General features: G+C 54.1%; 21 protein-coding genes and 1 pseudogene. 17 read left to right on the top strand and 5 right to left on the bottom strand.

From position 1 onward, the window contains the following. Window positions 1-22: 22 nt before the first annotated feature. The 5 genes from tssF (at window position 23) to ACL2XO_RS00140 (ending at window position 5,319) form a co-directional block, all read left to right on the top strand. The gene (gene tssF / locus ACL2XO_RS00160) at window positions 23-1,786 is read left to right on the top strand and encodes a type VI secretion system baseplate subunit TssF (protein ID WP_413741953.1); all 1,764 of its coding nucleotides are present in this window, start codon (window positions 23-25) and stop codon (window positions 1,784-1,786) included. Then, a complete protein-coding gene (gene tssG, locus ACL2XO_RS00155; RefSeq protein WP_413741952.1) occupies window positions 1,750-2,847 on the top strand; it encodes a type VI secretion system baseplate subunit TssG in 1,098 nt (365 codons plus the stop codon). Before tssF ends, tssG begins: the two co-directional genes overlap by 37 nt. Then, window positions 2,828-3,364, top strand: coding sequence for a type VI secretion system lipoprotein TssJ (gene tssJ, locus ACL2XO_RS00150; protein WP_413726046.1), 537 nt, complete (start codon window positions 2,828-2,830; stop codon window positions 3,362-3,364). The genes tssG and tssJ overlap by 20 nt, the downstream gene beginning before the upstream one ends. Before the next feature lie 3 nt (window positions 3,365-3,367). After that, entirely contained in the window at window positions 3,368-3,802 is a 435-nt protein-coding gene (gene tssE / locus ACL2XO_RS00145) for a type VI secretion system baseplate subunit TssE (protein ID WP_413726045.1), read from the top strand. Window positions 3,803-3,948: 146 nt separating this feature from the next. Beyond that, window positions 3,949-5,319 (top strand): VasL domain-containing protein, encoded by a 1,371-nt coding sequence (locus ACL2XO_RS00140; protein ID WP_413741951.1) that lies wholly within the window; start codon window positions 3,949-3,951, stop codon window positions 5,317-5,319. 169 nt (window positions 5,320-5,488) lie between these two features. Here ACL2XO_RS00140 and metJ read toward each other — a convergent pair whose 3' ends face one another. After that, complete coding sequence (gene metJ, locus ACL2XO_RS00135) at window positions 5,489-5,806, bottom strand: met regulon transcriptional regulator MetJ (RefSeq protein ID WP_132924380.1); 318 nt, start codon at window positions 5,804-5,806, stop codon at window positions 5,489-5,491. A gap of 324 nt (window positions 5,807-6,130) precedes the next feature. Here metJ and metB point away from each other — a divergent pair, with 324 nt between their 5' ends. The 6 genes and pseudogenes from metB (at window position 6,131) to metF (ending at window position 12,757) form a co-directional block, all read left to right on the top strand. Further along, window positions 6,131-7,291 carry a cystathionine gamma-synthase gene (metB, locus tag ACL2XO_RS00130; RefSeq protein ID WP_132924382.1) on the top strand — a complete coding sequence of 387 codons (1,161 nt, stop codon included), beginning with the start codon at window positions 6,131-6,133 and terminating at the stop codon, window positions 7,289-7,291. A gap of 2 nt (window positions 7,292-7,293) precedes the next feature. Further along, the gene (locus tag ACL2XO_RS00125; RefSeq protein WP_413741950.1) at window positions 7,294-9,729 is read left to right on the top strand and encodes a bifunctional aspartate kinase/homoserine dehydrogenase II; all 2,436 of its coding nucleotides are present in this window, start codon (window positions 7,294-7,296) and stop codon (window positions 9,727-9,729) included. 702 nt (window positions 9,730-10,431) lie between these two features. Further along, window positions 10,432-10,794: a hypothetical protein gene (locus ACL2XO_RS00120; protein WP_413741949.1), complete on the top strand. Its 363-nt coding sequence runs from the start codon at window positions 10,432-10,434 to the stop codon at window positions 10,792-10,794. A gap of 12 nt (window positions 10,795-10,806) precedes the next feature. Next, window positions 10,807-10,953 (top strand): annotated as a pseudogene (locus tag ACL2XO_RS00115) (ankyrin repeat domain-containing protein); the annotation flags it as partial. Window positions 10,954-10,956: 3 nt separating this feature from the next. Further along, the gene (locus ACL2XO_RS00110) at window positions 10,957-11,538 is read left to right on the top strand and encodes an ankyrin repeat domain-containing protein (RefSeq protein ID WP_413741948.1); all 582 of its coding nucleotides are present in this window, start codon (window positions 10,957-10,959) and stop codon (window positions 11,536-11,538) included. A gap of 307 nt (window positions 11,539-11,845) precedes the next feature. Next, window positions 11,846-12,757, top strand: a complete 912-nt coding sequence (gene metF / locus ACL2XO_RS00105; RefSeq protein ID WP_132924388.1) for a methylenetetrahydrofolate reductase — start codon at window positions 11,846-11,848, stop codon at window positions 12,755-12,757. Between the two features lie 252 nt (window positions 12,758-13,009). Here the strand turns inward: metF and ppc are convergent, their stop codons facing one another. Together ppc and argE are read right to left on the bottom strand one after the other, a co-directional pair. After that, the gene (gene ppc, locus ACL2XO_RS00100) at window positions 13,010-15,649 is read right to left on the bottom strand and encodes a phosphoenolpyruvate carboxylase (RefSeq protein WP_413741947.1); all 2,640 of its coding nucleotides are present in this window, start codon (window positions 15,647-15,649) and stop codon (window positions 13,010-13,012) included. Between the two features lie 262 nt (window positions 15,650-15,911). Next, a complete protein-coding gene (gene argE / locus ACL2XO_RS00095) occupies window positions 15,912-17,063 on the bottom strand; it encodes an acetylornithine deacetylase (RefSeq protein ID WP_413741946.1) in 1,152 nt (383 codons plus the stop codon). A gap of 236 nt (window positions 17,064-17,299) precedes the next feature. Here argE and argC point away from each other — a divergent pair, with 236 nt between their 5' ends. The 3 genes from argC to argH all read left to right on the top strand — a co-directional run bounded on the left by argC (window position 17,300) and on the right by argH (window position 20,552). Further along, complete coding sequence (argC, locus tag ACL2XO_RS00090; RefSeq protein ID WP_413726039.1) at window positions 17,300-18,307, top strand: N-acetyl-gamma-glutamyl-phosphate reductase; 1,008 nt, start codon at window positions 17,300-17,302, stop codon at window positions 18,305-18,307. Window positions 18,308-18,328: 21 nt separating this feature from the next. Further along, the gene (argB, locus tag ACL2XO_RS00085; RefSeq protein ID WP_413743012.1) at window positions 18,329-19,105 is read left to right on the top strand and encodes an acetylglutamate kinase; all 777 of its coding nucleotides are present in this window, start codon (window positions 18,329-18,331) and stop codon (window positions 19,103-19,105) included. A gap of 67 nt (window positions 19,106-19,172) precedes the next feature. Further along, window positions 19,173-20,552 (top strand): argininosuccinate lyase, encoded by a 1,380-nt coding sequence (argH, locus tag ACL2XO_RS00080; RefSeq protein WP_413741945.1) that lies wholly within the window; start codon window positions 19,173-19,175, stop codon window positions 20,550-20,552. Window positions 20,553-20,626: 74 nt separating this feature from the next. Here the strand turns inward: argH and ACL2XO_RS00075 are convergent, their stop codons facing one another. After that, window positions 20,627-21,364, bottom strand: a complete 738-nt coding sequence (locus ACL2XO_RS00075) for a glutathione peroxidase (RefSeq protein ID WP_413741944.1) — start codon at window positions 21,362-21,364, stop codon at window positions 20,627-20,629. A gap of 146 nt (window positions 21,365-21,510) precedes the next feature. Here ACL2XO_RS00075 and oxyR point away from each other — a divergent pair, with 146 nt between their 5' ends. Then, window positions 21,511-22,431, top strand: a complete 921-nt coding sequence (oxyR, locus tag ACL2XO_RS00070; RefSeq protein WP_132924402.1) for a DNA-binding transcriptional regulator OxyR — start codon at window positions 21,511-21,513, stop codon at window positions 22,429-22,431. Here oxyR and sthA read toward each other — a convergent pair. Further along, the gene (gene sthA / locus ACL2XO_RS00065; RefSeq protein WP_132924404.1) at window positions 22,414-23,814 is read right to left on the bottom strand and encodes a Si-specific NAD(P)(+) transhydrogenase; all 1,401 of its coding nucleotides are present in this window, start codon (window positions 23,812-23,814) and stop codon (window positions 22,414-22,416) included. The two genes, oxyR and sthA, sit on opposite strands and share 18 nt — an antisense overlap. Window positions 23,815-24,021: 207 nt before the next feature. On the opposite strand from sthA, the gene fabR reads away from it, so the two are divergent. Continuing rightward, window positions 24,022-24,666, top strand: a complete 645-nt coding sequence (gene fabR, locus ACL2XO_RS00060; protein WP_132924406.1) for an HTH-type transcriptional repressor FabR — start codon at window positions 24,022-24,024, stop codon at window positions 24,664-24,666. Between the two features lie 5 nt (window positions 24,667-24,671). Then, window positions 24,672-25,043: a YijD family membrane protein gene (locus ACL2XO_RS00055; RefSeq protein WP_132924408.1), complete on the top strand. Its 372-nt coding sequence runs from the start codon at window positions 24,672-24,674 to the stop codon at window positions 25,041-25,043. The last annotated feature ends 121 nt before the right edge of the window (window positions 25,044-25,164 follow it).

Below are 25,164 nucleotides of genomic sequence, written 5' to 3'. Positions count from 1 at the left end.
TCTTTTAATGAGAATTTTCCCCATGGATGATTTGACCCTGCGTTATTTTGACGCCGAAATGCGCTATCTGCATGAGGCGGGCAAGGAATTCGCCGAAGCGCACCCTGACCGGGCGGCGATGCTCAACCTCGACAAGGTCGGCGCGCGCGATCCCTATGTAGAGCGCCTGTTTGAGGGATTTGCCTTCCTGATGGGGCGGCTGCGTGAAAAGCTTGATGATGATCTGCCCGAGCTGACCGAAGGGCTGGTGAGCCTGCTGTGGCCGCACTATCTACGCACCATACCGTCGCTATCCATCGTTGAATTGACGCCAGACCGGCGCCTGATGAAGCACAGTGAGACCGTCGGCCGCGGGTTCGAGGTGATGTCCAGGCCCATGGGGCCTCAGGGGACACGCTGCCGCTACACCACCACCCAGGACATGACGTTAACCCCGCTGTCTGTGGAATCGGCCGGCGTTGTTACCGAACCGGACGGCCGCTCTGTCATCCGGCTGCGGTTCGGCTGCGGCGAACTGGCGGATTGGAGCCAAACTGACCTGTGCCGCCTGCCGTTATACCTCAATGCCGACAGCACGGTGGCCTGCGCGCTGCATCGGGCGCTAACGCTGAAAACCCAGGGGATGTACATTCGGCTGCCCGGCGACACGGACCGCCGGCCGCTGGAAGGCTTTTTTTCGCCGCTGGGGTTTGGCGACCGGGATCGGCTGTGGCCGAAAGGGGACTGTGCCTTCAGCGGCTACCAATTGTTGCTTGAATACTTCACGTTCCGGGAAAAATTCATGTTCGTGGCGTTGCACGGACTGGAGTACATCGTTTTAACGCAGGGAATGCCCTGGTTTGAGCTGGACGTGGTGCTTAGCGAGCAATGGCGCCATGACTTGCGGATCGATACCACAAGTATCCGCCTGCACTGCGTGCCGGTGATAAACCTGTTTCCCCTCGAGGCCGATCCGTTGACGCTTTCTCCGTTGGCAACCGATTATCTGCTGCGGCCCATGCGCATGCAGGACGGCCATACTGAAATCTATTCAGTGGACAGCGTGATTTCCTCCAAACACAGCGGACATCAAGAATACGTACCGTTCAGCAGCTTTCGCCACAAGGGTGGCATGCTGCGTGCGCAGGCGCCGGAGCGCTATTTCCATTCCCGCGTCAAACGCGGCGCCAGCGGTATACACGATACCTGGCTGATTTTGGGCGGCGAGGCGTTCGACACCGACAAACTCAGCGCCAATGAGTGTCTGTCTCTGACATTGACCGGCACTAACGGACAACTGCCCCGCAAGGCGTTGCAAAGCACTCTGCTGGATACGGTAGTGCAATCCACGCAAACGGGCCTCGCCGTGCGCAATCTGTGCGCGCCCACCCATCCTTGTTATCCTCCGAACCGGGATCGCTTCCACTGGCGGGTATTGAGTCATCTGGGATCGAATTTCCTGTCGATGATGGACAATGCTGAAGTGCTGCGGGGCACGCTGGCGCTTTATGACTGGACGGAAGATGAACTCAACCGCCGTCGCCTGGCCGCCATAGTCGAGGTGAAACACCATTTGGCACAACGATTCGAAAAAGGCTTCCTGCTGCGAGGCGTCGACATCGAAATCACTCTTGATAGCAACGGTTTTGCCGGCGAAGGGGATATCAGCCTGTTCGGCGAGATGCTCAGCCGTTTCTTTGCGCTGTACGCTGATGTCCATCTCTTTACCCGGCTAACGCTAAATCTTCAACCCTTGGGAACATGTTTGCGATGGAAAGAGAACCACAGTCAGCGGGTGCCCGGCTGAGGGCTACCCGGCTGGTTGAAGCGATGGCCGATCGGATGGCTGAGGTGGATGTATACCGTTTTTGCCAACTGGTGGAACTGGCCGTGCCGGATAGCCTTCCTTTGGGCAGTACCGCCGACCCGGCAAACGATCCGGTGCGTTTCAGGCCTCATCCCGGCATGGGGTTTCCGGTCAGCGAATTGAAAGCCATCGAGACCGATGGAGAACGCCCCGGACGCCCGGCCACGGTACGAACCTCCTTTCTCGGATTGTACGGCGTGGATTCGCCGTTACCGACGCCGTACCTGGATGATATCACCCGCCAGCGGGAAGGGCATGAGGCCCTTGAAGCCTTCCTCGATATCTTTAACCACCGCATCTTTACTCAATTTTACCGTATCTGGCGCAAGTATTCCTATCCGGCCACGTTTGCCGCCGGCGGCACGGATGCCATCTCCCAATGTCTGCTGGGGCTAATTGGCCTGGGGATACCGGGGACGGCAGCTCATATCGCCACACCGATGTCGCGATTTCTGGCGCTGCTTGGCCTGATGCGTCTGCCGACCCGCACCGCGGAAGGAATGGTAGCGCTGGTAGCCCTGCTGGCACCCGATACTGTCGCTTCGGTGACACCTCACTGGCCGCAAAAAATCACCCTGACTCCCGCGGCGGCCCTGGATAAAACCCGTAGGGTAAATCTAAGTCAACGGGTGGTGCTTGGCGGCTCGGGGTGGGATGTCAACAGCCAACTGTTACTGACGTTAGCAACGGAAAATCCCAATGAGGCGCGGGACTGGTTGCCGGGCGGCCCCTTGCAGCGGGATTTTCTGGTTTTGCTGAGGGTTTATCTGGGCTGGCGTTGTTCGATCCGTTTAAAGCTGAGGCTGTCCAGCTGCTGTTTACCGGCGCCGGTACTGGGCGGAAAACAGGTGCAATTGGGGTTAACCGGCGTACTTGGACTGAGGCCCGCCGAACCCTCGTCGGCTATACCTGCTGCCATCACCATCGGCCTGGGGCGCTATCAGGGATTACAGCCGAATACCGTTGCAATGGAGTGTCAGAATGTCCGTTATCGCTTTTAAAACGCCGCTTGTATTAACCTTTATCATTTCTTCGCTGAGCGGCTGCGGTCTGACGCAAAGCGTGGTGGACGGCACCGGTTCCGTCGCTAAAGCCATTTTCTACAAACAAATCAAGACGCTGTATCTGGATTTCAGCGCTCGGGCGTCATTGAATACTGATGAAACGGATATGACTGCCCTGTCGGTACCGACTATGGTACGGGTCTATCAGCTTCGCGACGGTAGCAAGGTAGATAAAGCGACCTACCAACGCCTGCTGACCGATGGTGAAACCTTGCTGCGGGAAGATCTTTTGTCTTGGCGGGAAGTGGTGGTGAAGCCGGGCGAAGGCGCACAGCTCAATATGCCAATGGAAAAAGAGGCGAAGTGTGTGGCGGTGGTAGGGTTGTTCCGCTCGCCGGATACGGTAAAGAACACCTGGCGGATTATTATCCCCCGTGAGCAGTTGGATCCGGATAGCCCACGCGTGATTGAACTGGGGGAGAATACCCTGAGCCTGAAAGCGCCGAAGGAGTAAAAAATGCAACATCAAAATCCCTCGCTCTATGAAATGATGATGCACAATTTCAGCGGCGAGATGGAACTGCATCAAATTAGCGGCAGCGATCAGGTCATCCTCTCCGTGCTGGACAATCTGCAGCGCATTCTTAATTGCCGGGCCGGCACTCTCAGCCATTTGCCGGATTACGGTCTGCCGGATATGAGTCAAATCCTGCAGGGCATGCCCGGCTCGGCATATGGCCTGCTAACCACCATGACATTAGTACTGCTGAAATACGAGCCGCGCCTGGAAGGCGTTGCCATTAGTCTGTTGCCACAATGTCTTCCGGGGCAGTTGGAATATTCCATTGAAGCGGAACTCAAAGGCATCGGCCCAATCACCTTCGGTACCACCTTTAGCGCTCAAGGTAAAATGCTTGTTCGCCATCTCCGGCAACAGCGCTTTTTAATCTGATAATGCGTTTCGTCTTGCATTTGCTCTGGTTTCAGACTGGCCGCCCAAGGCGGGGGCCGGTGGTGAATTCATGCCGGAAGTGCAGAATTACCGGCCGTCTGAAACAGCTTTAATTCACTGAAATTAATAATTTAGACAGAGGCGTTATGTCATTGATGACCACTGGCCATAGGGTCAGCACCGGCGGCGATCCCCGTGGTTTTACCGAATTTACCGCATTGCGTGATGAGTTGGATAAATTACATCATCCCGCCCGCCCGGACGTGGACTGGTTACGCATTGAACAACTTTGCCTGGCGCTGTTCCGCCGAAACGGCGTTGAACTGCATACCGCGGTGGATTTTACGTTGGCGCGAGCCCGAGTGGCGGGTCTGGCGGGATTGTGCGAGGGCGTTGAACTGATAGCGGCATTGGTTATCCAGCAATGGGCAGTTTTCTGGCCCCGGCCAACCCATGCAAGAGTGGCGCTGCTGGCGGGTCTCTGCGAGCGGTTGCAGCAGGTCTGGCGTATGATCCACGTGGACTACGGAGATTTGGCCCTGTTATACCGTGCCGATCGGGGGATGGAGACGATTTGCGATGCGTTGCGCACTCTCGAACTCAATCATCTTTGCAAATTGGATATCTTGCGGCAAACCATCCATGATACCGCGCTGCGTCTGGAACATACCGACGATTCCTCTATCAGGGCGGATAACCCGCCGCTGCCCGGCGGGTCTAATCACCTTTCGGCCATCTCTTCCATGACCGGATTGCAAAGTGAACCCCTCATCTATATTGCCGAAACCAAAAACCAGGCGCATCCGCGCATACATGTCGCCGAACTTAGGCTGCCGCGCTGGAAAGCCTGGCAAGGTTTTGCGGCAGGCATATTCATCACTGCCCTGACTGTAGCGGGATGCATGCTGATACAACGGCATTCCGCAGAAACCCTGGACCAAACCCTGCTGGCAACAACGCAACCCTTGCCGGCCGCGTTACCGTCACGCAGAATCAATGTCCTGGAGCAACATCATTCGCCGGCGGAGCGGGCGCAGGCCAAGCCGGCGGTGATACAGGCCACCGGGGCACGGTTGGAACAGCTGGGGGGACTGCCGCCATTATGGGCGCACCGCCACGGCGATGGCTTATTAGCGCAGGCTCGTCAATTATGGCCTTATAGCGAGCGGATCAAGCGCCTCTCCGCTGATTGGCGCCGGCAGCGTTTGGCCAATGCAACGCCCGAAGAAGAATTGGCAAATTTTTTTTTGGCGCGTACACGCCTGGAACAACTGGGGCAACAATTAAACCAGCTGGAGCAATCCAAGGGCCGCTACATGACGGTGTCGGCCCTTAAAACCGCGGTCTTCTCCATCCAGCAACCATTACATCGCACACTGCCGCTGGAAGAACTATTGCGGCAATATCATGAGCAGATCCAGACGGGAGAGGAGCCGTCGCCTGTTTTGCGTCAGCAGATTGAACGGCGTTTTAGCCAGTTGCTCAACCGCTTTGCCTTGATGACCGATTTGGAATGAACGCCGGCGGCCGGATACTATTTCTTGTATTTTCATATGCCGGCCGAGCCTGTGTTGCATCTTTTCCAGAGAGAATTCCGCCGGTTCGTCAGGCTCATGGAATTAATCCCGTGAACGCCCGGGACAAATCGGCAATTACGCCAAGCGCGCTGTTACGGCATATAATGCGTTAATAATCCCAGGTCTCAGGATCAATACCCATTTCGCGCATCATCTCTTTGGCTACTTCCGGTATTTCATCGTTTCGCTCTTTGCGAAGATCGTTATCATCGGGCAATGGCTGTCCGGTGAATGCGTGCAGGAAGGCTTCGCAAAGCAGTTCACTGTTGGTGGCGTGACGTAAATTATTAACCTGCCGCCGGGTTCTTTCGTCAGTAAGAATTTTCAGAACCTTCAGCGGAATGGATACCGTAATTTTTTTAACCTGCTCACTTTTTTTACCATGTTCAGCATAAGGGCTGACATATTCGCCTTTCCATTCCGCCATGGGATACCTTAATTTCTCATAAAATGATTAAAATTCGCTAAAAACGAGCCAATTATGCCGGAACTTCGTGTTACTCACTACTCCACGCCCGCTTATTTTGCGACTTATCAGCTTTTCCTATCATAACGCACTCGACCGCTACCATTACCCACGGTAAAAGAGAGATTAGATTTTAACACTTTAAACCCGCATAATTTTAGCTGTTATTGATAATTTGCTCAATCTATACGCTAAGAAGTTTAGATGTCCAGATGTATTGACGTCTATCTAAGAGGAGGTTACTCTTTTACCTCCACTCTCCAGCACTGATCAGGATGTGAGTACATGACGCGCAAACAGGCCACAATCGCAGTTCGCAGCGGGCTTAATGATGATGAACAGTTCGGTTGCGTTGTTCCGCCAATCACGCTTTCCAGCACCTATAACTTTGTGGATTTCAATCAACCCCGCGCGCATGACTACTCCCGGCGGGGCAATCCGACCCGTGATATCGTGCAGCGGGCCTTGGCTGATTTGGAGAATGGCGCCGGCGCGGTACTGACCAGCAGCGGTATGTCGGCGATACATCTGGTTTGCACGGTCTTCCTTCAGCCCGGCGATTTGCTGGTGGCGCCTCATGATTGTTATGGCGGAAGCTATCGCCTGTTCGATAGTCTGAGCAAACGCGGCGCGTATCGGGTAAAATTCGTCGATCAGGGTGATGAAGCGGCGCTGAGGGCGGCACTGGCCGAACATCCCAAGCTGGTGCTGATTGAGACGCCGAGCAATCCGTTGCTGAGGGTAGTGGATATCGCCGCGATTTGCCGGGCTGCCCATGAGGCCGGCGCCATCTGCGTGGCGGATAATACCTTTATGAGTCCGGCGCTGCAGCAACCGCTCACATTGGGCGCCGATCTGGTGGTGCATTCCTGCACCAAATACCTGAACGGACATTCCGATGTGGTGGCCGGCGCGGTGATTGCCAAAGATGAAGCCCTCGCCACCGAACTGGCCTGGTGGGCCAATAACATCGGCGTCACGGGCGGCGCATTCGACAGCTATCTGCTGCTGCGCGGGATTCGTACCCTGAATCCGCGCATTCGGCAGCAGCAAAGCAATGCCCAGGATATAGTGGACTACTTGCAGCGGCAGCCGCTGGTAAAAAAACTGTATTATCCCGGGTTGCCCGGCAATCCCGGCCATGAAATCGCCTGCCGCCAGCAGTCGGGCTTCGGCGCCATGCTGAGCTTTGAACTGGATGGCGACGAAGCCGTGTTGCGACGCTTTTTGTCCAGCCTGGAGCTGTTCACACTGGCGGAATCCCTTGGCGGTGTGGAGAGCCTGATTTCCCATGCGGCGACCATGACCCATGCCGGCATGGCGCCGGAAGCGCGCGCGGCGGCCGGTATCGGCGAAACCCTATTGCGTCTGTCGGTGGGTATCGAAGACAGTGAAGATTTGATAGCTGATTTGGAACAAGCCTTCCAGGCAGCGACTAAGAGGTAAGTATGAGTGCTTTAGGGACGATTGGACGCCCGGTGGGCAGGCAACTGCATAAATTCGGCGGCAGCAGTCTGGCGGATGTGAAATGTTATCAACGGGTGGCGGGTATTATGGCCGAATACAGCCAACCCGGCGATCTGATGGTAGTCTCCGCAGCGGGAAGCACCACTAACCAGCTAATTAGTTGGCTTAAATTCAGCCAGAGCGATCGTATCTCCGCGCATCAGATCCAGCAAACTCTCCGTCGTTATCAGCATCAACTGATAAGCGGCCTGCTACCCTCCGATCAGGCGGATGCGATGTTCGCCGAGTTTGTGCGCGATCTCGAGCGCCTGGCGGTCTTGCTGGACGGCAAGATGACCGAAGCCGTCTATGCCGAAGTGGTGGGACACGGGGAAATCTGGTCTGCGCGGCTGATGGCCGCGGTGCTCAACCATCAGGATATCGATGCGGCCTGGCTAGATGCCCGTGATTTCCTGCGTGCCGAATATGCCGCACAGCCGCAGGTGGACGAAGCCCTCTCCTGGCCGCTGTTACAGCGGATCTTGACCCAATATCCCAACAAGCGCCTGGTGGTAACCGGATTTATCAGCCGTAACCAGGCGGGGGATACGGTATTGCTGGGGCGTAACGGCAGCGATTATTCCGCCACCCAAATCGGCGCCCTGGCGGGGGTAACGCGAGTCACCATCTGGAGTGATGTGGCGGGGGTGTACAGCGCCGATCCGCGCAAGGTCAAGGATGCCTGTCTGCTGCCGCTGCTGCGTCTTGATGAAGCCAGCGAATTGGCGCGGTTGGCCGCGCCGGTCCTCCATACCCGTACCTTGCAGCCGGTGTCCGGCAGCGATATCGACCTGATGCTGCGCTGCAGCTATCAGCCGGAACAGGGATCGACCCGTATAGAAAGGGTGCTGGCGTCAGGCACCGGCGCCAAAATTGTCACCAGCCATGATGATGTTTGCCTGATTGAGCTGTCGGTTGCGCCGCAGCATGATTTCAGCCAGGCGCAAAAAGAGATTGATGCGGCTCTGAAAAGAACGCAAATCAAACCGTTGGCCATGGGGGTCCATCGCGATCGTCGGTTGATTCAGCTTTGCTATACCGCCGAAGTGGCCGGCAGTGTCTATCAGGTACTGGAAAAGGCGGAGCTGCCCGGTCAATTGCAGCTGCGCGAAGGATTGGCGCTGGTGGCTATGGTGGGGGCCGGCGTCGCCAAAAACCCCCTGCACTGCCACCGTTTTTATCAGCAGCTTAAATATCAGCCGGTGGAGTTTTTCTGGCAGGCGGAAGACGGCATCAGCCTGGTGGCGGTATTGCGCGTCGGTCCCACCGAACATGTCATTCAGGGCTTGCATACCTCGCTGTTTCGCGCTGAAAAGCGCATCGGCCTGGTGCTGTTCGGCAAAGGCAATATCGGCTCCCGCTGGCTGGAGCTGTTTGCCCGCGAACAGGAAAGCCTGTCGGCCCGTACCGGCTTTGAATTTATCCTCAGCGGCGTAGTGGACAGCCAGCGCAGCCTCCTTGACTATGAGGGACTCAACGCCAGCCGGGCGCTGGCCTTCTTCAACGATGAAGCCGTTGAGCAGGATCCGGAAGAACTGTTTCTCTGGATGCGCGCTCATCCCTATGACGATCTGGTGGTGCTGGATGTGACCGCCAGCGAAATCCTGGCGGATCAATATCTTGATTTCGCCAGCTACGGTTTTCATGTCATCAGCGCCAATAAACTGGCGGGGGCCTCCAGCGGAGATAATTATCGCCAAATTCGCGACGCTTTTGCCAAAACGGGGCGGCATTGGCTCTATAACGCCACGGTTGGCGCCGGTCTACCGGTTAACCATACGGTGCGCGACCTGCGTGACAGCGGCGACAGTATCCTGTCCATCAGCGGTATTTTTTCCGGCACGCTTTCCTGGCTGTTTTTACAATTCGACGGTACGGTGCCCTTTACCGATTTGGTTGAGCAAGCCTGGCAACAAGGTCTTACCGAACCCGATCCCAGGGTGGACCTGTCCGGCCAGGATGTCATGCGCAAGCTGGTGATACTGGCCCGGGAAGCGGGTTACGACATCGAGCCGAATCAGGTGCGGGTGGAATCGTTGGTTTCCGCAAGCAGCGAAAGCGGCTCGGTGGATCAGTTTTTCGAAGATGGCGATGCCCTGAATGAAGAAATGACCCGGCGGCTGGAGGCGGCCAGCGAATTGGGTCTGGTTTTGCGCTATGTGGCGCGCTTTGACGCCAATGGCAAGGCCCGCGTCGGGGTCGAGGCGGTACGCCGGGAGCATCCGCTGGCGGCATTGCTGCCCTGCGACAACGTGTTTGCCATCGAGAGCCGCTGGTATCGGGATAACCCGCTGGTGATTCGCGGGCCAGGGGCGGGGCGGGACGTCACCGCCGGCGCTATCCAGTCGGATCTCAACAGGTTGGCGCAGCTGTTGTAAATCAATTTGCCGGGTGGTGCAAATGCCGCCCGAGGGCAAATTCCGCAAGCCGTCATCCTCAAATTAAGACGGGGTTAAGTCAATATCGTATACAAAATCTACAACTCATGGCGTAGAGGAAGGGTCATCGCGAGACAGGAAAATTATTTGAGGGGTTAAGTGGAAAAAAATCATGAGCGCTCAAGAATTTTTACGCAATCACAAACACTGATATCAAGATATACACCTTGGCTGATCTAAGCTGCAGTAAGATGGCGACGCGGCGACAAATGGCTGAAAGCAAATTTGAATAACGTTTGCTTTGAATAGTAAGGTGAGCTCACGACGGTCCTCTGTTAATAAACGCTCCGGTACCGCCGGTGCTACCAAATCGACTTCAACCGAGTTTAACATTTTTTGCCGAACGTTTTCTCCGCCCGATTTGTTCATTTCTCTTGTTCAAAAATCGGCGATAATATCTGTGTTGAACAGTTGCTATCGATACCATGATATGACAGGTTAATTAATTGGCCTGCTCGAACGGAATCTAGCGGCAAATGAGATAATTGATTAATATTTTAAAAAATTCATAATTTGCCATATTATTTTTTTTTCATGTATATATAAGTTAAATATTTAATTTAGATAAAATAATATTAAATAAATGAGAAATATCAAATGATGATTAGTACTACTGCTTCCAGTCCTAGTGGAAATTATATAATGTATGATCCCAATACGCAAAGTTTCAGCTTATGGCAAAAGCCGCCAATAGGCGTACAAAATAGCGCTCACACCATGAAGAATAATAATATCACTTATTTTGATAGGTTGCCTGTAGAAATTATTGGTAAAATATTAAAGAATATGTCAATCTCGGAATCACTGCCGTTGGCAGCGACGTCTCATCTCTTCTTATCCCAAGCCGTGCGTAACATTGAGTTAGCGACTGGTAAAGATTTAGCTGGAGCTATGTTTTCGCTGGTTGATAAGGGTGATTGTCAGAGTATTAATCTTCTGCGTTTAATGAATATTAACTATTTTCTTGTTAAAGAGGATAAGACAGATAATAACTTGTTGCATTGAGCGGTTCAAAGCCAGAAAAGTGATATATGTAGCATTCTACTTAAGATTGAAAGTGTAGATATTAATGCCAGGAATAAAGAGGGATATACGCCGTTACATTATGCTATTAAGAATAATGATATAAGTACATTAACTAAACTTCTTGACATGCCAGGCATTGATTTGGATGACAATTGTAATATCAGCGATCTCGATGATGATGATCAAAATTATCTCCCTCTCCTGCACTATGCGGTGAAATGTGGTAATTTCGACATTGTGAAGACACTGCTGGATCATAAAAGAATTAATGTTAATGTCTGTGATGAAAATGGGGATCTGGCTTTAAGACATGCTTTTGCTAAAAAGCATAATGGTATAAATAAAGCTATCATTGATCTATTCCTTGATAAAGAATCTATTGCAATAAACCACCAGAACAATAACAAAGAGACATTATTGCATTTGGCTATATTGAGTCCTTATCACTATCTTATTGAGGATTTAGCGAAAAGAGGTGTAGACGTTAACCTAATTGACCGGCAAAATAATACTGCGCTGCATTTTTCGGTAGCCCATGAGTTTTTTGGCGTAACCGAGAAGTTACTTCAAATCCCAAATTTAAAATTAGATATCAAGAATATATATGGGATGACAGCCTATGAGTTGGCAGTGCGCAAAGGGTTTGATAAGATAGCCGAACTTATTCAAGAAAGGCAATCAGTTAAATCTCCAAACGTGTCCAACTGGTTTGGTCTTTTTTGATTTGATCTCATTTTTCAATATTCAAAATATTTTCTCTTCCATAACCAACTGAAGTTTATGCACTCAAACGACCGCCAGGAATAGCCCGGGTCGTTGGCAAACGTCAATCACGTTAAAGTGAAAAATTTTCAACATTGGTGAACATTCCTCCCCATCGTCGGCAATGATTTTGTTGACTCTGCTAACGATTTCCGTCAAATTCAATTTAGCCGTCTAAACGTATAGACGCATACCAAGATGAGTTCGCAACGCACCGTCATCAGCGTATAGTCATCAATGAACAATCCCACGCGCAAGAGGAAAAGGTATGAGTTTTTTTCACGCCAATCAGCGGGAAGCCCTGAACCAAAATCTGGCTGAATTACAGGGCGATATCAACGTCTCGTTTGAGTTTTTTCCTCCGCGCACCAGCGAAATGGAGCAAACGCTATGGCACTCCATCGATCGCCTGAGCATTCTTAAACCCACTTTCGTCTCGGTGACTTACGGCGCCAACTCAGGCGAGCGAGACCGCACCCATAGCATTATCAAGGATATCAAGGAGCGCACCGGCCTGGATGCCGCGCCTCACCTGACCTGCATCGACGCCACGCCGGAGGAGCTGAAAAAGATTGCCGAAGACTATTGGCACAGCGGCATCCGTCATATCGTTGCGCTGCGCGGCGACCTGCCCCCCGGCAGCGGTAAACCGGCCATGTACGCCGCCGATTTGGTGACGTTGCTGAAAAAAGTCGGTGACTTTGATATTTCCGTGGCTGCCTATCCGGAAGTGCATCCGGAAGCCAAAAGCGCCCAGTCCGATCTGATTAACCTGAAGAAGAAAGTGGAAGCCGGCGCCAACCGGGCCATCACCCAGTTCTTTTTTGATGTGGAAAGCTATCTGCGTTTTCGCGATCGCTGCGTGGCCGCCGGCATTGAAACCGAAATCGTCCCCGGCATTCTGCCGGTATCCAATTTCAAACAGCTGCAACGCTTCGCCGCCATGACCAATGTAAAGGTGCCGAATTGGATGACCAGCATGTTTGACGGTTTGGATAACGATGCTGAAACCCGCAAAATGGTCGGCGCCTCCATTGCTATGGATATGGTGAAAATCCTCAGCCGGGAAGGGGTGAAGGATTTTCATTTCTATACCCTGAATCGCGCCGATTTGACCTACGCCATTTGCCATACCCTCGGCGTGAGGCCGCAGGTCGCCGCCGAACAGACCCAGGTTTAAGTCGCGAGTCCGTCAATTCAGAACCGGGCCCCCAGTGCCCTGTTCAGATTGCTGACAAACATGCTCGGATTCAATAAGGCGGGACAGGCTGCCTGAAGAGTAAACCGTCCGCGCCAGGGATGGCGCGGATCGAGCCCCCAGGGACGGGTTCACGGCGTGTTTACGATCTGGCAGCCTGTCCCGACCGGACACTTTGTCGATAAGCTCAACCGGGCCCTCAGGGCCCGGTTTGAATTTGACGATATCTTTCTGCTAACCGGTATTGCGCATTCCCGCCGCCACGCCGGCGATGGTCACCATCAGCGCCTGTTCCACCCTAGGGTCGGGCTGTTCCTGCTGGCGCGAGCGATGCAACAGTTCCGCCTGAAGTACGTTCAGCGGGTCGGTATAGACGTTGCGCAGGGCGATGGACTCCGCGATCCACGGCAGGTCGGCCATTAAATGATCGTCATTGGCAATGGTAAGCACCACGTTGATATCATCCGCCAATTGCTTGCGCAACTGCTTCCCGAGGGGCCATAACTTCTCTTCCACCAGACGCTGGTCGTAATACTCCGCCAGCCATAAGTCCGCTTTGGCGAACACCATCTCCAACATACCGATACGGGTGGAAAAAAACGGCCAATCGCGGCACATGGCTTCCAACTCATCCTGCTTGCCTTCGTCGACGGCCTTTTGCAAGGCGGCGCCGGCCCCCAGCCAGGCCGGCAGCATCAGCCGGTTCTGCGTCCAGGCAAAAATCCACGGAATGGCGCGCAGGCTTTCCACGCCGCCGTTGGGCCGCCGTTTCGCCGGGCGCGATCCCAGCGGTAGTTTGCCGAGTTCCTGTTCCGGGGTGGCTGAACGGAAATAAGGCACAAAGTCGGGGTTTTCACGCACATAACCGCGATACATATTGCAGGAGGTGGTGGAGAGGTCGTCCATCAGCGTACGCCACTCCTGCTTAGGTTCCGGCGGCGGCAGCAGATTGGCTTCCAGTATCGCCCCGGTGTAGAGCGCCAGGCTGCTGATGGCCACTTCCGGCAGGCCGAACTTGAAACGGATCATCTCGCCTTGCTCGGTGACCCGCAGTCCGCCCCGCAGGCTTCCCGGGGGCTGCGACAGTAATGCCGCATGGGCCGGCGCGCCGCCTCGTCCGATGGAGCCGCCGCGTCCGTGGAACAGCGTCAGGGCGATGCCGGCTTTTTCACAGGTCTTGATTAGCGCGTCCTGCGCGCGGTACTGGGCCCAGGAGGCCGCCATGGTCCCGGCGTCTTTGGCGGAGTCGGAATAGCCGATCATGACCATCTGCTTGCCCTGGATAAAGCCGCGATACCAATCGATACCCAGCAATTGACTCATCACGTCATCGGCGTTATTCAGATCGTCCAATGTTTCAAACAGCGGGGCGACCGGCAACGGGAACTGGCAGCCGGCTTCTTTCAGCAATAAATGCACCGCCAGCACATCGGAAGGGGTTTTCGCCATGGAGATGACATAAGCGGCAATGGAACCCTGCGGCGCATCGGCTATCACCCGGCAGGTTTCCAGCACTTCGTGGGTCTCGTCGCTTAACTGATAATAACGCGGCAGCAAAGGCCGTTTGGAGTTCAGTTCGCGGATCAGAAATGCCTGTTTGTCAGCCTCGGACCAGCTTTCATAATCCCCCAGTCCCAGATAACGGGTGATCTCGCTTAACGCTTCGGTATGACGGGTGCTTTCCTGGCGCACATCGATACGGACCAGCTGGATGCCGAAACATTTGATACGGCGCAGCGTGTCAAGCAGCTGGCCGCTGGCAATGATATTCATGCCGCAGGCTTTCAGCGATTGATAGCAGGTATACAAAGGCTGCCAAAGCTGATCGTTGCTTTCCAGCAGATCATCCGGCGGCAGCAGGTGTTCGCCTTTTACCTGCGCGGTCAGCCAGTTCTGAGTGGCGACCAATTGCCCGCGCAGGCGCTTCATCACCACGCGATAAGGTTCCAGCACCTCGTCGCCGCCCGCCAGCGCCCGCATTTCCGGCGTGCATTCCGTCATGGATAATTCGGAAACCAAAACCTGGATATCGCGCAGGAACAGATCCGCGGCTTTCCAGCGGCTGAGCAACAACACGCGGCGCGTAATGTCGGCGGTGACATTGGGATTCCCGTCGCGGTCGCCCCCCATCCAGGAGGTGAAGCGCACCGGTACGTTTTCCACCGGCAGGCTGAATCCGAACACGCTTTCCAACTGTTCGTTCAGCTCGCGCAAATATTGCGGTACGCCTTCCCACAGGCTGTTTTCCACATTGGCGAATCCCCATTTGGCCTCGTCAACCGGGGAGGGACGGTTATGGCGTATTTCATCGGTATGCCAGTATTGCGCCACCAGTTGACGCAGCCGGCGCATGATTTGCTTGCGCTCATAATCCGCCAAATCGCTGTGGTCTAACTGTTTCAGGCAGTTATTGACTTCAACCAGCATATGGATCAAGGTCCGGCGGGCAATTTCAGTGGGATGGGCGGTCAACACCAATTCAATGGACAACGATTCCACGGCGGCGCGGATATCTTTGTCATCCAGCTCTTTATTATCTTTCAGGCGGGCAAAAACCTTACCTAATCCTTCCGGATTATTAAGGGCTTCCCCATGGGGGGAAATGGCATGAAACTGTTCCGCGGTGTTGGTCAGATTCAAAAACTGGCTAAACGCACGAGCCACCGGCAGCAGTTCGTCATTGGACAGGTTTTGCAACGTGGTTAGCAATTCCTGGCGATGCGTCTCGCTACCCGCCCGGGAGGATTTGGACAGCTTCCGGATGGTTTCTACCTTATCCAGGATATTTTCACCCATTGCATCTTTAATGGTGTCGCCCAGAAGCTTCCCGAGCATACTAACGTTGCTGCGCATTGCCGAATATTGTTCGTTCATAAGGACCCTGATCCAACTTACCTGAAAGTTTGTTACACCCGAATGACGTAGATCACCCGCCATTATCTAGCCATGTATCGATTGATTCGTCAAATGACATCATTTCACGGCATAAAACCGCGCATTCACGGCAATTCGTGAAAGTTAATTACATGGACCCTATATAAGCAATACTTATCCAACAGTATAAAAATGGCACATTTTGCACGTATTTCTTCCCTTCCGGCGCGAATCTGCCGGGCGACCAACGGTGCCGGGAGAGTTACTGCAGACAAAAATGTCGTACCACCTGGGAAATCAACTGCCGTGTCGGTTTAATAAATGCGGTATCGAGATATTCATCTGGCTGGTGCGCCTGGTTAATGGAACCGGGGCCCAACACCAGCGTAGGACAAACCTCCTGGATAAATGGCGCCTCGGTGCAATAGTTGACCACGTCGGTCTTGGTGCCCAGCAATTTTTCCACCACTGACACCAAACGGTGATCCGCCGGACATTCATAGCCGGGGATGGGCGGGTGAAGGGCCTCGATAGTCAACCGGCCCGGCCATTTCTCACTTACCGGCGCCAGTGCCTCCCCCAGCAGTCCGTTCAAATCGCTAAGGGTAAGGCCCGGCAGCGGCCGGATATCCATATGCAATTCGCAGAAGCCGCAAATTCGGTTGGAAGCATCCCCGCCGTGGATATGGCCGAGGTTCATGGTGGGGTAGGGAATTTCAAATGCGGCATGGTGATAACGCTGCTGTAACGTGTTGCGCAATAGCAGCAAATGAGAAATCGCGTCATGCATGAGTTCGATAGCGTTGACTCCGCGGCTCGGATCGCTGGAATGTCCGGATTGGCCGACGATGCGTATGGCGTTGGAGATATGGCCTTTATGGGCGCGTATGGGCTGCAAAGAGGTCGGCTCGCCGATAATGGCGCAATCCGGTCTTAACTGGCTGGATGAGGCGAAATAGCTGGCGCCGGCCATGGTGGTCTCTTCGTCGGCGGTAGCCAGAACATACAAGGGTTTTGTCAGTTTACTTCCGTCAATATCCCGCAGGGTATCAAGAATAAAAGCAAAAAAACCCTTCATATCCGCGGTGCCCAGTCCATATAGCTTGTTATCATGTTCGGAGAGGGTAAAAGGATCGCGGGTCCAGCGACCGTCGTCAAAAGGCACGGTATCGGTGTGGCCCGCCAGCAATAAACCGCCCGAACCGCTGCCGATACTCGCCAGCATATTGAATTTATTCCGGGTGCCGGGAACCGGCTGGATCTCGACCTGGAACCCCAATGCGCTGAACCAGCCTGCCAATAAATTGATTAGCGTCTGATTACTCTGGTCCAGCGCGCTATCGGTGGCGCTGATGGACGGTGTGGCAATCAGGGCACGGTACAACTCAATAAACGGGGGCAAATTATTCTTCACTGTTGACAGCCTTTGGGTTGGATAGTATCAATATTCATGCAATAATAGTGAATAAAAATACACTAACGTTGAGCGTTAAGTAAACGGATTCTTAACAGACTACTACGCTTGGCCTCGCGGGTGAACAGCCAATATACCCAATAGTTTTTGAGTTGCCGCAACTTGAACGCTGTAGGGCGAAGACGCTGGAGATCCCTTCTCGTTGTTAATATTGATTAAGAAGGTGTACATACGTCATGCTGAATACGCTGATTGTCGGTGCCAGCGGTTATGCCGGAGCTGAGCTTGCGGCCTACCTGAATCGTCACCCGCATATGAACATAGCCGCTTTGGCGGTTTCAGCGCAAAGTGCGGATGCGGGAAAACGGCTCTCCGATCTTCATCCCCAGCTCAAAGGCATCGTCGATTTGCCGCTACAGCCCCTGGGGGACGACGTGAGCGAACTGGCGAAAACCGTTGATGTGGTATTTCTTGCCACCGCCCATGAAGTCAGCCACGATCTGGCGCCGGAGTTCCTGGCCGCCGGCTGTGTCGTGTTTGATCTGTCCGGTGCATATCGAGTGAACCAGCCGGAATTTTACAGCCGCTATTACGGTTTTGAGCATCAGCACGGCGATTGGCTGGCCAAGGCGGTTTACGGCCTGGCGGAATGGCAGGGCGAGGCGTTGAAACACGCACAGCTGATTGCTGTCCCGGGCTGTTATCCCACCGCGTCTCAACTGGCTCTTAAGCCCCTGGTGGACGGGGGGCTGCTAAATGCAGAACAATGGCCGGTAATCAATGCCGTCAGCGGCGTGAGCGGGGCGGGACGTAAAGCGTCGCTGGGCAGCAGCTTTTGCGAAGTCAGTTTGCAACCCTACGGGATTTTTACCCATCGCCATCAGCCGGAAATCGCCGCGCATCTGGGGATCCCGGTAATATTTACCCCCCATCTCGGCAATTTTGCCCGGGGCATCCTGGCGACCATCACCTGCCGGCTGAAGACAGGCGTCACGGCGGAAGACGTGGCCGAATGTTATCACAACGCCTATCAGGATAAACCGCTGGTGCGGCTGTATGATAAAGGCGTGCCGGCGCTAAAAGCCGTGGTAGGCTTACCGTTTTGCGATATCGGTTTTGCGGTGCAGGGCGAACATCTTATTGTCGTAGCCGCAGAAGACAATTTATTAAAGGGAGCGGCGGCGCAGGCAGTTCAATGCGCTAACATCCGGTTTGGTTTCTCGCAAACCCTGGCGCTGCTTTAACGGCTAATAACGAGGCACAAAATAATGAATCCGTTAATTGTAAAATTAGGCGGCGTATTGCTGGATAGCGAAGAAGCGCTGGAAAGACTGTTTACTGCGCTGGACAGCTATCGCGCTCAACATCAGCGTCCGCTGGTGATAGTTCACGGCGGTGGTTGCCTGGTGGATGAGTTGATGAAAAAACTGGCATTGCCGGTAGTGAAAATTGATGGCCTTCGGGTTACGCCGGCGGATCAGATAGACATCATCACCGGCGCGCTGGCCGGCACGGCGAACAAAACCCTGCTTTCCTGGGCCAAAAAGCATGCTATCCCGGCGGTGGGATTATGCCTGGGCGACGGCGATAGCGTTAAAGTCACGCCGCTGGATGCGAAACTGGGCCATGTGGGTAAAGCGCAGCCGGGCTCACCGGCGTTATTGACGTCTTTACTGAGCGCGGGTTATTTGCCGATAGTGAGTTCCATCGGGATTACCGACGACGGCGAACTGATGAATGTCAACGCCGACCAGGCCGCCACCGCACTGGCAGAGACTCTGGGCGCCGATTTGATTCTGTTGTCCGACGTCAGCGGCATCCTGGACGGCAAAGGGCGGCGCATCGCGGAAATGACCGCGCAAAAAGCCGAGCAGCTGATTGCCCAGGGTATTATTACTGAAGGCATGATCGTAAAAGTCAACGCGGCGCTGGATGCCGCTCGCACGCTGGGCCGGCCGGTGGATATCGCCAGTTGGCGCCACGCCGATCAGCTTCCGGCGCTATTCAACGGCGTCGCCATCGGCACCCGTATTCTGGCTTGATGTATTCAAAAAATAGAATACCCAAAAGCTTTTTGAAAAATGAAGGGTATAGCGAGGGGAGTAAGACATGGCACTTTGGGGTGGACGGTTCAGTCAGGCGGCGGATCGGCGTTTCAAGCTCTTTAACGACTCGCTGAGGTTTGATTACCGGCTGGCCGAGCAGGATCTTATCGGCTCCGTGGCCTGGTCCAAAGCATTGGTGACCGTCGGTGTGCTGACCGCGGACGAACAGATCCGGTTGGAGGAAGCCCTGGCGTTTATCCTGGAGGAAGTACGCGCCACGCCGGAAGCGATCCTCACCAGCGATGCGGAGGATATACACAGCTGGGTGGAGCAGCGGTTGATCGATAAAGTGGGCGATTTGGGAAAAAAACTGCATACCGGACGCAGCCGCAACGATCAGGTGGCCACCGACCTGAAACTGTGGTGTAAAATGCAGGTTCCGGAATTGATTTCCGCTGTTCGCCAACTGCAACAAGCCTTGGTAGCCGTCGCACAAACCACGCAAGACGCGGTCATGCCCGGTTATACCCATTTGCAGCGCGCCCAGCCGATAACCTTTGCCCATTGGTGCCTGGCGTATACCGAAATGCTGGCGCGCGACGAAAGCCGTCTGCAGGATACCTTGAAACGTCTTGATGTCAGCCCGCTGGGCTCCGGCGCGCTGGCCGGTACCGCATATCCCATCGATCGCGAGCAGTTGGCGGATTGGCTGGGGTTCGCCTCTGCAACTCGAAACAGCCTGGACAGCGTATCCGATCGCGATCATGTACTGGAGCTCTTGTCGGATGCCGCCATCAGCATGGTGCATCTCTCGCGTTTTGCCGAGGATCTGATTTTCTTCAACTCCGGCGAGTCCGCGTTTATTGAGTTATCGGATCGCGTCACATCCGGCTCCTCCCTGATGCCGCAAAAGAAAAACCCGGACGCCCTGGAATTGATCCGGGGCAAATGCGGCCGGGTGCAGGGTGCGCTCGCCGGCATGATGGTCACCCTTAAAGGATTGCCGCTGGCCTATAACAAAGATATGCAGGAAGACAAGGAAGGGTTGTTCGATGCCATGGATACCTGGTTGGACTGCCTGCATATGGCGGCATTGGTCCTGGACGGCCTGCAGGTCAAACGCGAACGCTGCCGGGAAGCAGCCCAGCAGGGCTATGCCAATGCCACTGAGCTGGCCGATTATCTGGTTGCCAAAGGCGTGCCTTTCCGGGAAGCCCACCATATCGTCGGTGAGGCGGTAGTGGAAGCGATAAAGCAGACGCTGCCCCTGGAAGAGATGCCGCTGGCGGCGTTGCAGGCATTCAGTCCGGTCATTGCCGACGATGTCTATCCGGCGCTTTCATTGCGTTCCTGCCTGGATAAGCGCTCGGCAAAAGGCGGCGTGTCCCCGCGGCAGGTATCATCCGCCATTGACGAAGCGCACAAGCGCCTTGATGCTAAATAACCTTCAGTCCCTTAGCCTGCTCGACCGGACACATCGTCAACCCTCTCGGCGGGCGTGAGCCCGCATAGACAACCTCAAGCCGGCTGCAGCAGATAGCTTTCCAGCTCTTCGCTGCCGCCGATATGGCGTCCGCCAATAAAGACCTGCGGTACCGTGGCGCGTCCGGTCATGGCCCTAAGGCTTACGGTAGTAGCGTCTTTGCCCAAAGAGATCTCCTCATACTGAATGTCGTGGTCCTGCAGCATCTGCTTGGCCTTGGCGCAGAAGGGACATCCCGGCTTGGTAAAGAGCGAGACTGACTCCTGGACTTTACATTCCGGCGCCAGGTAACACAGCATGGTATCGGCGTCGGAGACCTCAAACGGGTCGCCGGGTTTGTTTGGCTCTACAAACATTTTTTCTACAATGCCATCCCGTACCAGCATGGAATAGCGCCATGAGCGCGGCCCAAATCCCAAGTCGGCTTTTTCAACCAGCATCCCCATGCTTTTAGTGAATTCGCCGTTGCCGTCGGGAATAAAGGTGATATGCCCGGCGTTTTGATCGGCTTGCCAGGCGTTCATCACGAACGTATCGTTCACGGAAATACATAAAATACTGTCCACACCATACTGATGGAATAGCCCGGCCAGCTCATTATAACGAGGCAGGTGGCTGGAAGAGCAGGTGGGAGTGAAAGCGCCCGGCAATGAAAAAACGATGACGGTTTTGTTTTTGAACAGATCGTCTGAAGTCAAATCGAGCCAATTGTCGTCCTTGCGGGTGTGAAATATTACCTGCGGCACGGTTTTACCTTCACGGGCATTTATCATAGAAACTCCATCGATAAAAAGGAAAAAAAGATTAAACAGCATGTCATACTGCGTTGGGGTTATTATTGATATTTACTATTGATAGGTATAATCGTTGATTGCTATCCTATCTATCGACGCGAACTATCGCGGATTGGAGGATGTTAATGAATATTCGCGACCTTGAGTATCTGGTGGCCTTGGCGGAGCATCGTCATTTCCGACGAGCCGCCGATGCCAGCCATGTCAGCCAGCCCACACTGAGCGGCCAGATTCGGAAGCTGGAAGACGAGCTAGGCGTTATGCTGCTGGAGCGCACCAGCCGCAAAGTGCTGTTCACCCAGGCCGGACTTTTGCTGGTGGAGCAGGCCCGGACGATATTGCGTGAAGTAAAAATCCTGCGCGAGATGGCCAGCCAGCAGGGGGAGTCCATGTCCGGCCCGTTGCATATCGGCCTGATCCCCACTGTCGGTCCCTATTTGCTGCCGCATATTATTCCGACACTCCATGAGACTTTTCCAAAACTGGAAATGTACCTGCACGAAGCTCAGACCAGCCAGCTATTGCTGCAATTGGACAGCGGCAAGCTCGATTGCGCGATCCTGGCGTTGGTTAAGGAATCGGAAGCCTTCATCGAAATTCCGCTGTTCGACGAGCCGATGCTTTTGGCCATTTATACCGATCATCGCTGGGCGGATCGCGATCGGGTACCGATGTCCGACCTGGCGGGGGAAAAGCTGTTGATGCTGGAGGATGGGCATTGCCTGCGGGATCAGGCTTTGGGATTCTGTTTCCAGGCAGGCGCCGATGAAGACACCCATTTCCGGGCCACCAGTCTGGAAACCCTGCGCAACATGGTGGCCGCCGGCAGCGGCATTACCCTGCTGCCCGCGCTGGCGGTACCCAACGAACGTAAACGTGACGGCGTATGCTATCTGCCCTGCTACAAACCTGAACCGAAACGCACCATTGCCTTGGTATATCGTCCCGGTTCGCCGCTGCGCGCGCGCTATGAACAGTTGGCCGAGTCCATTCGCGTTCATATGCAGACCTATATGGGCACCAACCCGCTAAAAGAGGCGGTTTAATCCATTCAAGGCCGCGACCCGATAGGCTTCCGCCATGGTGGGGTAATTGAAGGTGGTATTCACGAAATAATCGAGAGTATTGCCTTCGCCCTTTTGTTCCATAATGGCCTGGCCGATATGGATGATTTCGGCTGCGCGCTCCCCGAAGCAATGGATGCCCAGGATTTGCCGGGTATCGCGATGAAAGAGAATTTTCAGGCTCCCCACGTTCATCCCGACAATTTGCGCCCGCGCCAGATGTTTGAACTGCGCTCGTCCCACTTCATAAGGAACTTTCAACATCGTCAGTTCCTGTTCGGTTTTGCCCACCGAACTGATTTCCGGGATGGTATAGATACCGGTGGGAATATTTTCAATCAACTGTACGTTGGCCTGTCCCTTGATGATGACCTGCGCCGCGATGCGTCCCTGATCGTAGGCAGCGGAAGCCAGGCTCGGATAGCCGATGACATCGCCGACGGCATAAATATGCGATATGGCGGTCTGATACATGCTGTTGACCTTGATCAGGCCCCGGCTGTCCGCTTCCAATCCGATACTTTCTAGCGCCAGCGAGTCGGTATTACCGGTACGGCCATTGGCATACAGCAGGCAGTCGGCACGCATCCGTTTTCCTGACCGGAAATGCACTTCAACGCCTTGGTCGGTGCCTTCAATCTGTTCATATTCTTCATTGTGGCGAATCACCACGCCGTTTTCCCAGAAATGGTAGGAAAGCGCATCCGACATTTCCTGATCGAGGAAGGCCAGCAGCCGGTCGCGGGTATTGATTAAGTCGACTTTAACGTTCAAGCCCCGAAAAATTGACGCGTATTCACAGCCGATAACCCCGGCGCCATAGATAATCACGTGCTGGGGATCGTGTTTTAAATCCAGAATAGAATCGCTGTCGTAAATGCGGGGATGATTAAAGTCCACGTTTTGGGGGTGATAAGGCCGTGAGCCGCAGGCAATGACAATATGGGCCGCGCTGAACGTTTCAGCCGAGTTATCCGGATAGCGGACCTTCACCGTATGGGCATCGACAAAGCTGGCGTCACCGGTAATGATCTGACACTGGTTACGTTCATAAAACCCTTGCCGCATGCGTATTTGCTGCTTGATGACCATATCGGCGTGATGGAGGATATCGGCAAAACTGGCCCGGGGCAGATGGGCGCTGCCGCTGTATAGCGGGTTTTGGTTGAATTCGATAATACGGCTTACCGCTTGACGCAGTGCTTTAGACGGGATCGTGCCCCAGTGGGTGCAACCGCCGCCGACGCTGTTATAACGTTCAATCACTGCGACGCGGGCGCCCTGTTTGGTTAATCCCATGGCGGCACCCTCGCCGCCGGGACCGGAGCCAATAATAATGGCATCATAATCGTATTCTGATTGCATTCGCGTCAAACCTGTCATTATACAAATTCACAACGTTAATGTAACATTGTAGCCCGAATATCCCAACGCCCGAAGGCTTTTTCTTATTCCAGTTGTTAACGGACGCAGGCTAGGGCGTTTTTGGAAAAATTCAGATTTTGTATCAACGCGGTTGCAACAAATTTTGATATAGTGGTTTTTTATGGGTATTGAGGGCTGGACTGAATTATGGGCGTCAGAGCGCAACAAAAAGAGCGGACCCGACGTTCTCTTGTCGAAGCGGCGTTCAGCCAATTAAGCGCCGAACGCAGTTTTGCCAGCCTGAGCCTGCGTGAAGTCGCCCGTGAAGCCGGCATCGCGCCAACGTCTTTTTATCGCCATTTCCGCGATGTGGATGAGCTTGGCCTCACTATGGTGGATGAAAGCGGCCTGATGCTGCGTCAACTGATGCGCCAGGCGCGACAGCGCATTGCCAAGGGCGGCAGCGTCATTCGCACCTCGGTCGCCACCTTTATGGAATTCATCGGCAATAATCCCAATGCTTTCCGCCTGTTGCTTCGTGAGCGGTCGGGCACCTCCAGCGCTTTCCGCGCCGCCGTCGCCCGCGAAATCCAGCATTTTATCGCGGAACTTGCCGACTATCTCGAAATCGAAAATCATATGCCGCGCAGCTTTACCGAGGCCCAGGCCGAGGCCATGGTCATCATTGTCTTCAATGCCGGCGCCGAGGCGCTGGATGTGGACATCAAAGAGCGTCGCGAACTGGAAGAGCGCCTGGTATTGCAGCTGCGAATGATTTCAAAGGGGGCCTTTTACTGGTATCGCCGGGAGCAGGAAAAAGCGGCCGCCCTTTCTCTTGATGAAAGCAGGTAGGTGATATGACGAACAAACCCCTCGGAGAAAAAGGAATATTAGTCCTGGCATTGATCGCCGGCTTATCCATCAATGGCGCCTTCGCGGCCATATTCAGTTCCATTGTGCCCTTTTCCATTTTCCCCATTATAACGTTGGTGCTGTCGGTGTACTGCCTGCATCAGCATTACCAGGATCGCGCCATGCCCCAGGGATTTCCTTCTCTGGCCGCGGCGAGTTTCCTACTGGGTCTGTTGCTTTATAGCGCCATTATCCGGGCGGAGTATCCGGCCATCGGTTCCAATTTTGTGCCGGCCATCCTGGCGGTAGTGCTGGTGTTTTGGATCGGACGAAAATTAAAACGGCTAGACCGTTCTGGTGAGGACCAGGATTTTTAATCAGCATTACGCCTTCCATAGCCATTAACTATGCAATTTCAGTTACCTATAAACCGGGTAGTGTCTACTAGAAACCATAGAACATATATCAAAGCATTTTCGCACTAATACCTTTTTAATC

Origin of the sequence: Sodalis sp. RH15, from assembly GCF_047324255.1 — a bacterium.
GTDB lineage: Bacteria > Pseudomonadota > Gammaproteobacteria > Enterobacterales > Enterobacteriaceae > Acerihabitans > Acerihabitans ligni.
Note: the sequence above shows the minus strand (reverse complement) of the source record. Positions and strands in the feature narration are given on the sequence as shown.

Excerpts from the sequence above, each read along its gene's own strand:
- metF (WP_132924388.1), top strand. The coding sequence starts at position 11,846 with ATGAGTTTTTTTCACGCCAATCAGCGGGAAGCCCTGAACCAAAATCTG.
- ACL2XO_RS00120 (WP_413741949.1), top strand. The coding sequence starts at position 10,432 with ATGTATGATCCCAATACGCAAAGTTTCAGCTTATGGCAAAAGCCGCCA.
- ACL2XO_RS00140 (WP_413741951.1), top strand. The coding sequence starts at position 3,949 with ATGTCATTGATGACCACTGGCCATAGGGTCAGCACCGGCGGCGATCCC.
- ppc (WP_413741947.1), bottom strand. The coding sequence starts at position 15,649 with ATGAACGAACAATATTCGGCAATGCGCAGCAACGTTAGTATGCTCGGG.
- ACL2XO_RS00055 (WP_132924408.1), top strand. The coding sequence starts at position 24,672 with ATGACGAACAAACCCCTCGGAGAAAAAGGAATATTAGTCCTGGCATTG.
- argC (WP_413726039.1), top strand. The coding sequence starts at position 17,300 with ATGCTGAATACGCTGATTGTCGGTGCCAGCGGTTATGCCGGAGCTGAG.
- metJ (WP_132924380.1), bottom strand. The coding sequence starts at position 5,806 with ATGGCGGAATGGAAAGGCGAATATGTCAGCCCTTATGCTGAACATGGT.
- fabR (WP_132924406.1), top strand. The coding sequence starts at position 24,022 with ATGGGCGTCAGAGCGCAACAAAAAGAGCGGACCCGACGTTCTCTTGTC.
- metB (WP_132924382.1), top strand. The coding sequence starts at position 6,131 with ATGACGCGCAAACAGGCCACAATCGCAGTTCGCAGCGGGCTTAATGAT.
- tssF (WP_413741953.1), top strand. The coding sequence starts at position 23 with ATGGATGATTTGACCCTGCGTTATTTTGACGCCGAAATGCGCTATCTG.
- ACL2XO_RS00075 (WP_413741944.1), bottom strand. The coding sequence starts at position 21,364 with ATGATAAATGCCCGTGAAGGTAAAACCGTGCCGCAGGTAATATTTCAC.
- tssJ (WP_413726046.1), top strand. The coding sequence starts at position 2,828 with ATGTCCGTTATCGCTTTTAAAACGCCGCTTGTATTAACCTTTATCATT.
- sthA (WP_132924404.1), bottom strand. The coding sequence starts at position 23,814 with ATGCAATCAGAATACGATTATGATGCCATTATTATTGGCTCCGGTCCC.
- ACL2XO_RS00125 (WP_413741950.1), top strand. The coding sequence starts at position 7,294 with ATGAGTGCTTTAGGGACGATTGGACGCCCGGTGGGCAGGCAACTGCAT.
- tssG (WP_413741952.1), top strand. The coding sequence starts at position 1,750 with ATGGAAAGAGAACCACAGTCAGCGGGTGCCCGGCTGAGGGCTACCCGG.
- argH (WP_413741945.1), top strand. The coding sequence starts at position 19,173 with ATGGCACTTTGGGGTGGACGGTTCAGTCAGGCGGCGGATCGGCGTTTC.
- tssE (WP_413726045.1), top strand. The coding sequence starts at position 3,368 with ATGCAACATCAAAATCCCTCGCTCTATGAAATGATGATGCACAATTTC.
- oxyR (WP_132924402.1), top strand. The coding sequence starts at position 21,511 with ATGAATATTCGCGACCTTGAGTATCTGGTGGCCTTGGCGGAGCATCGT.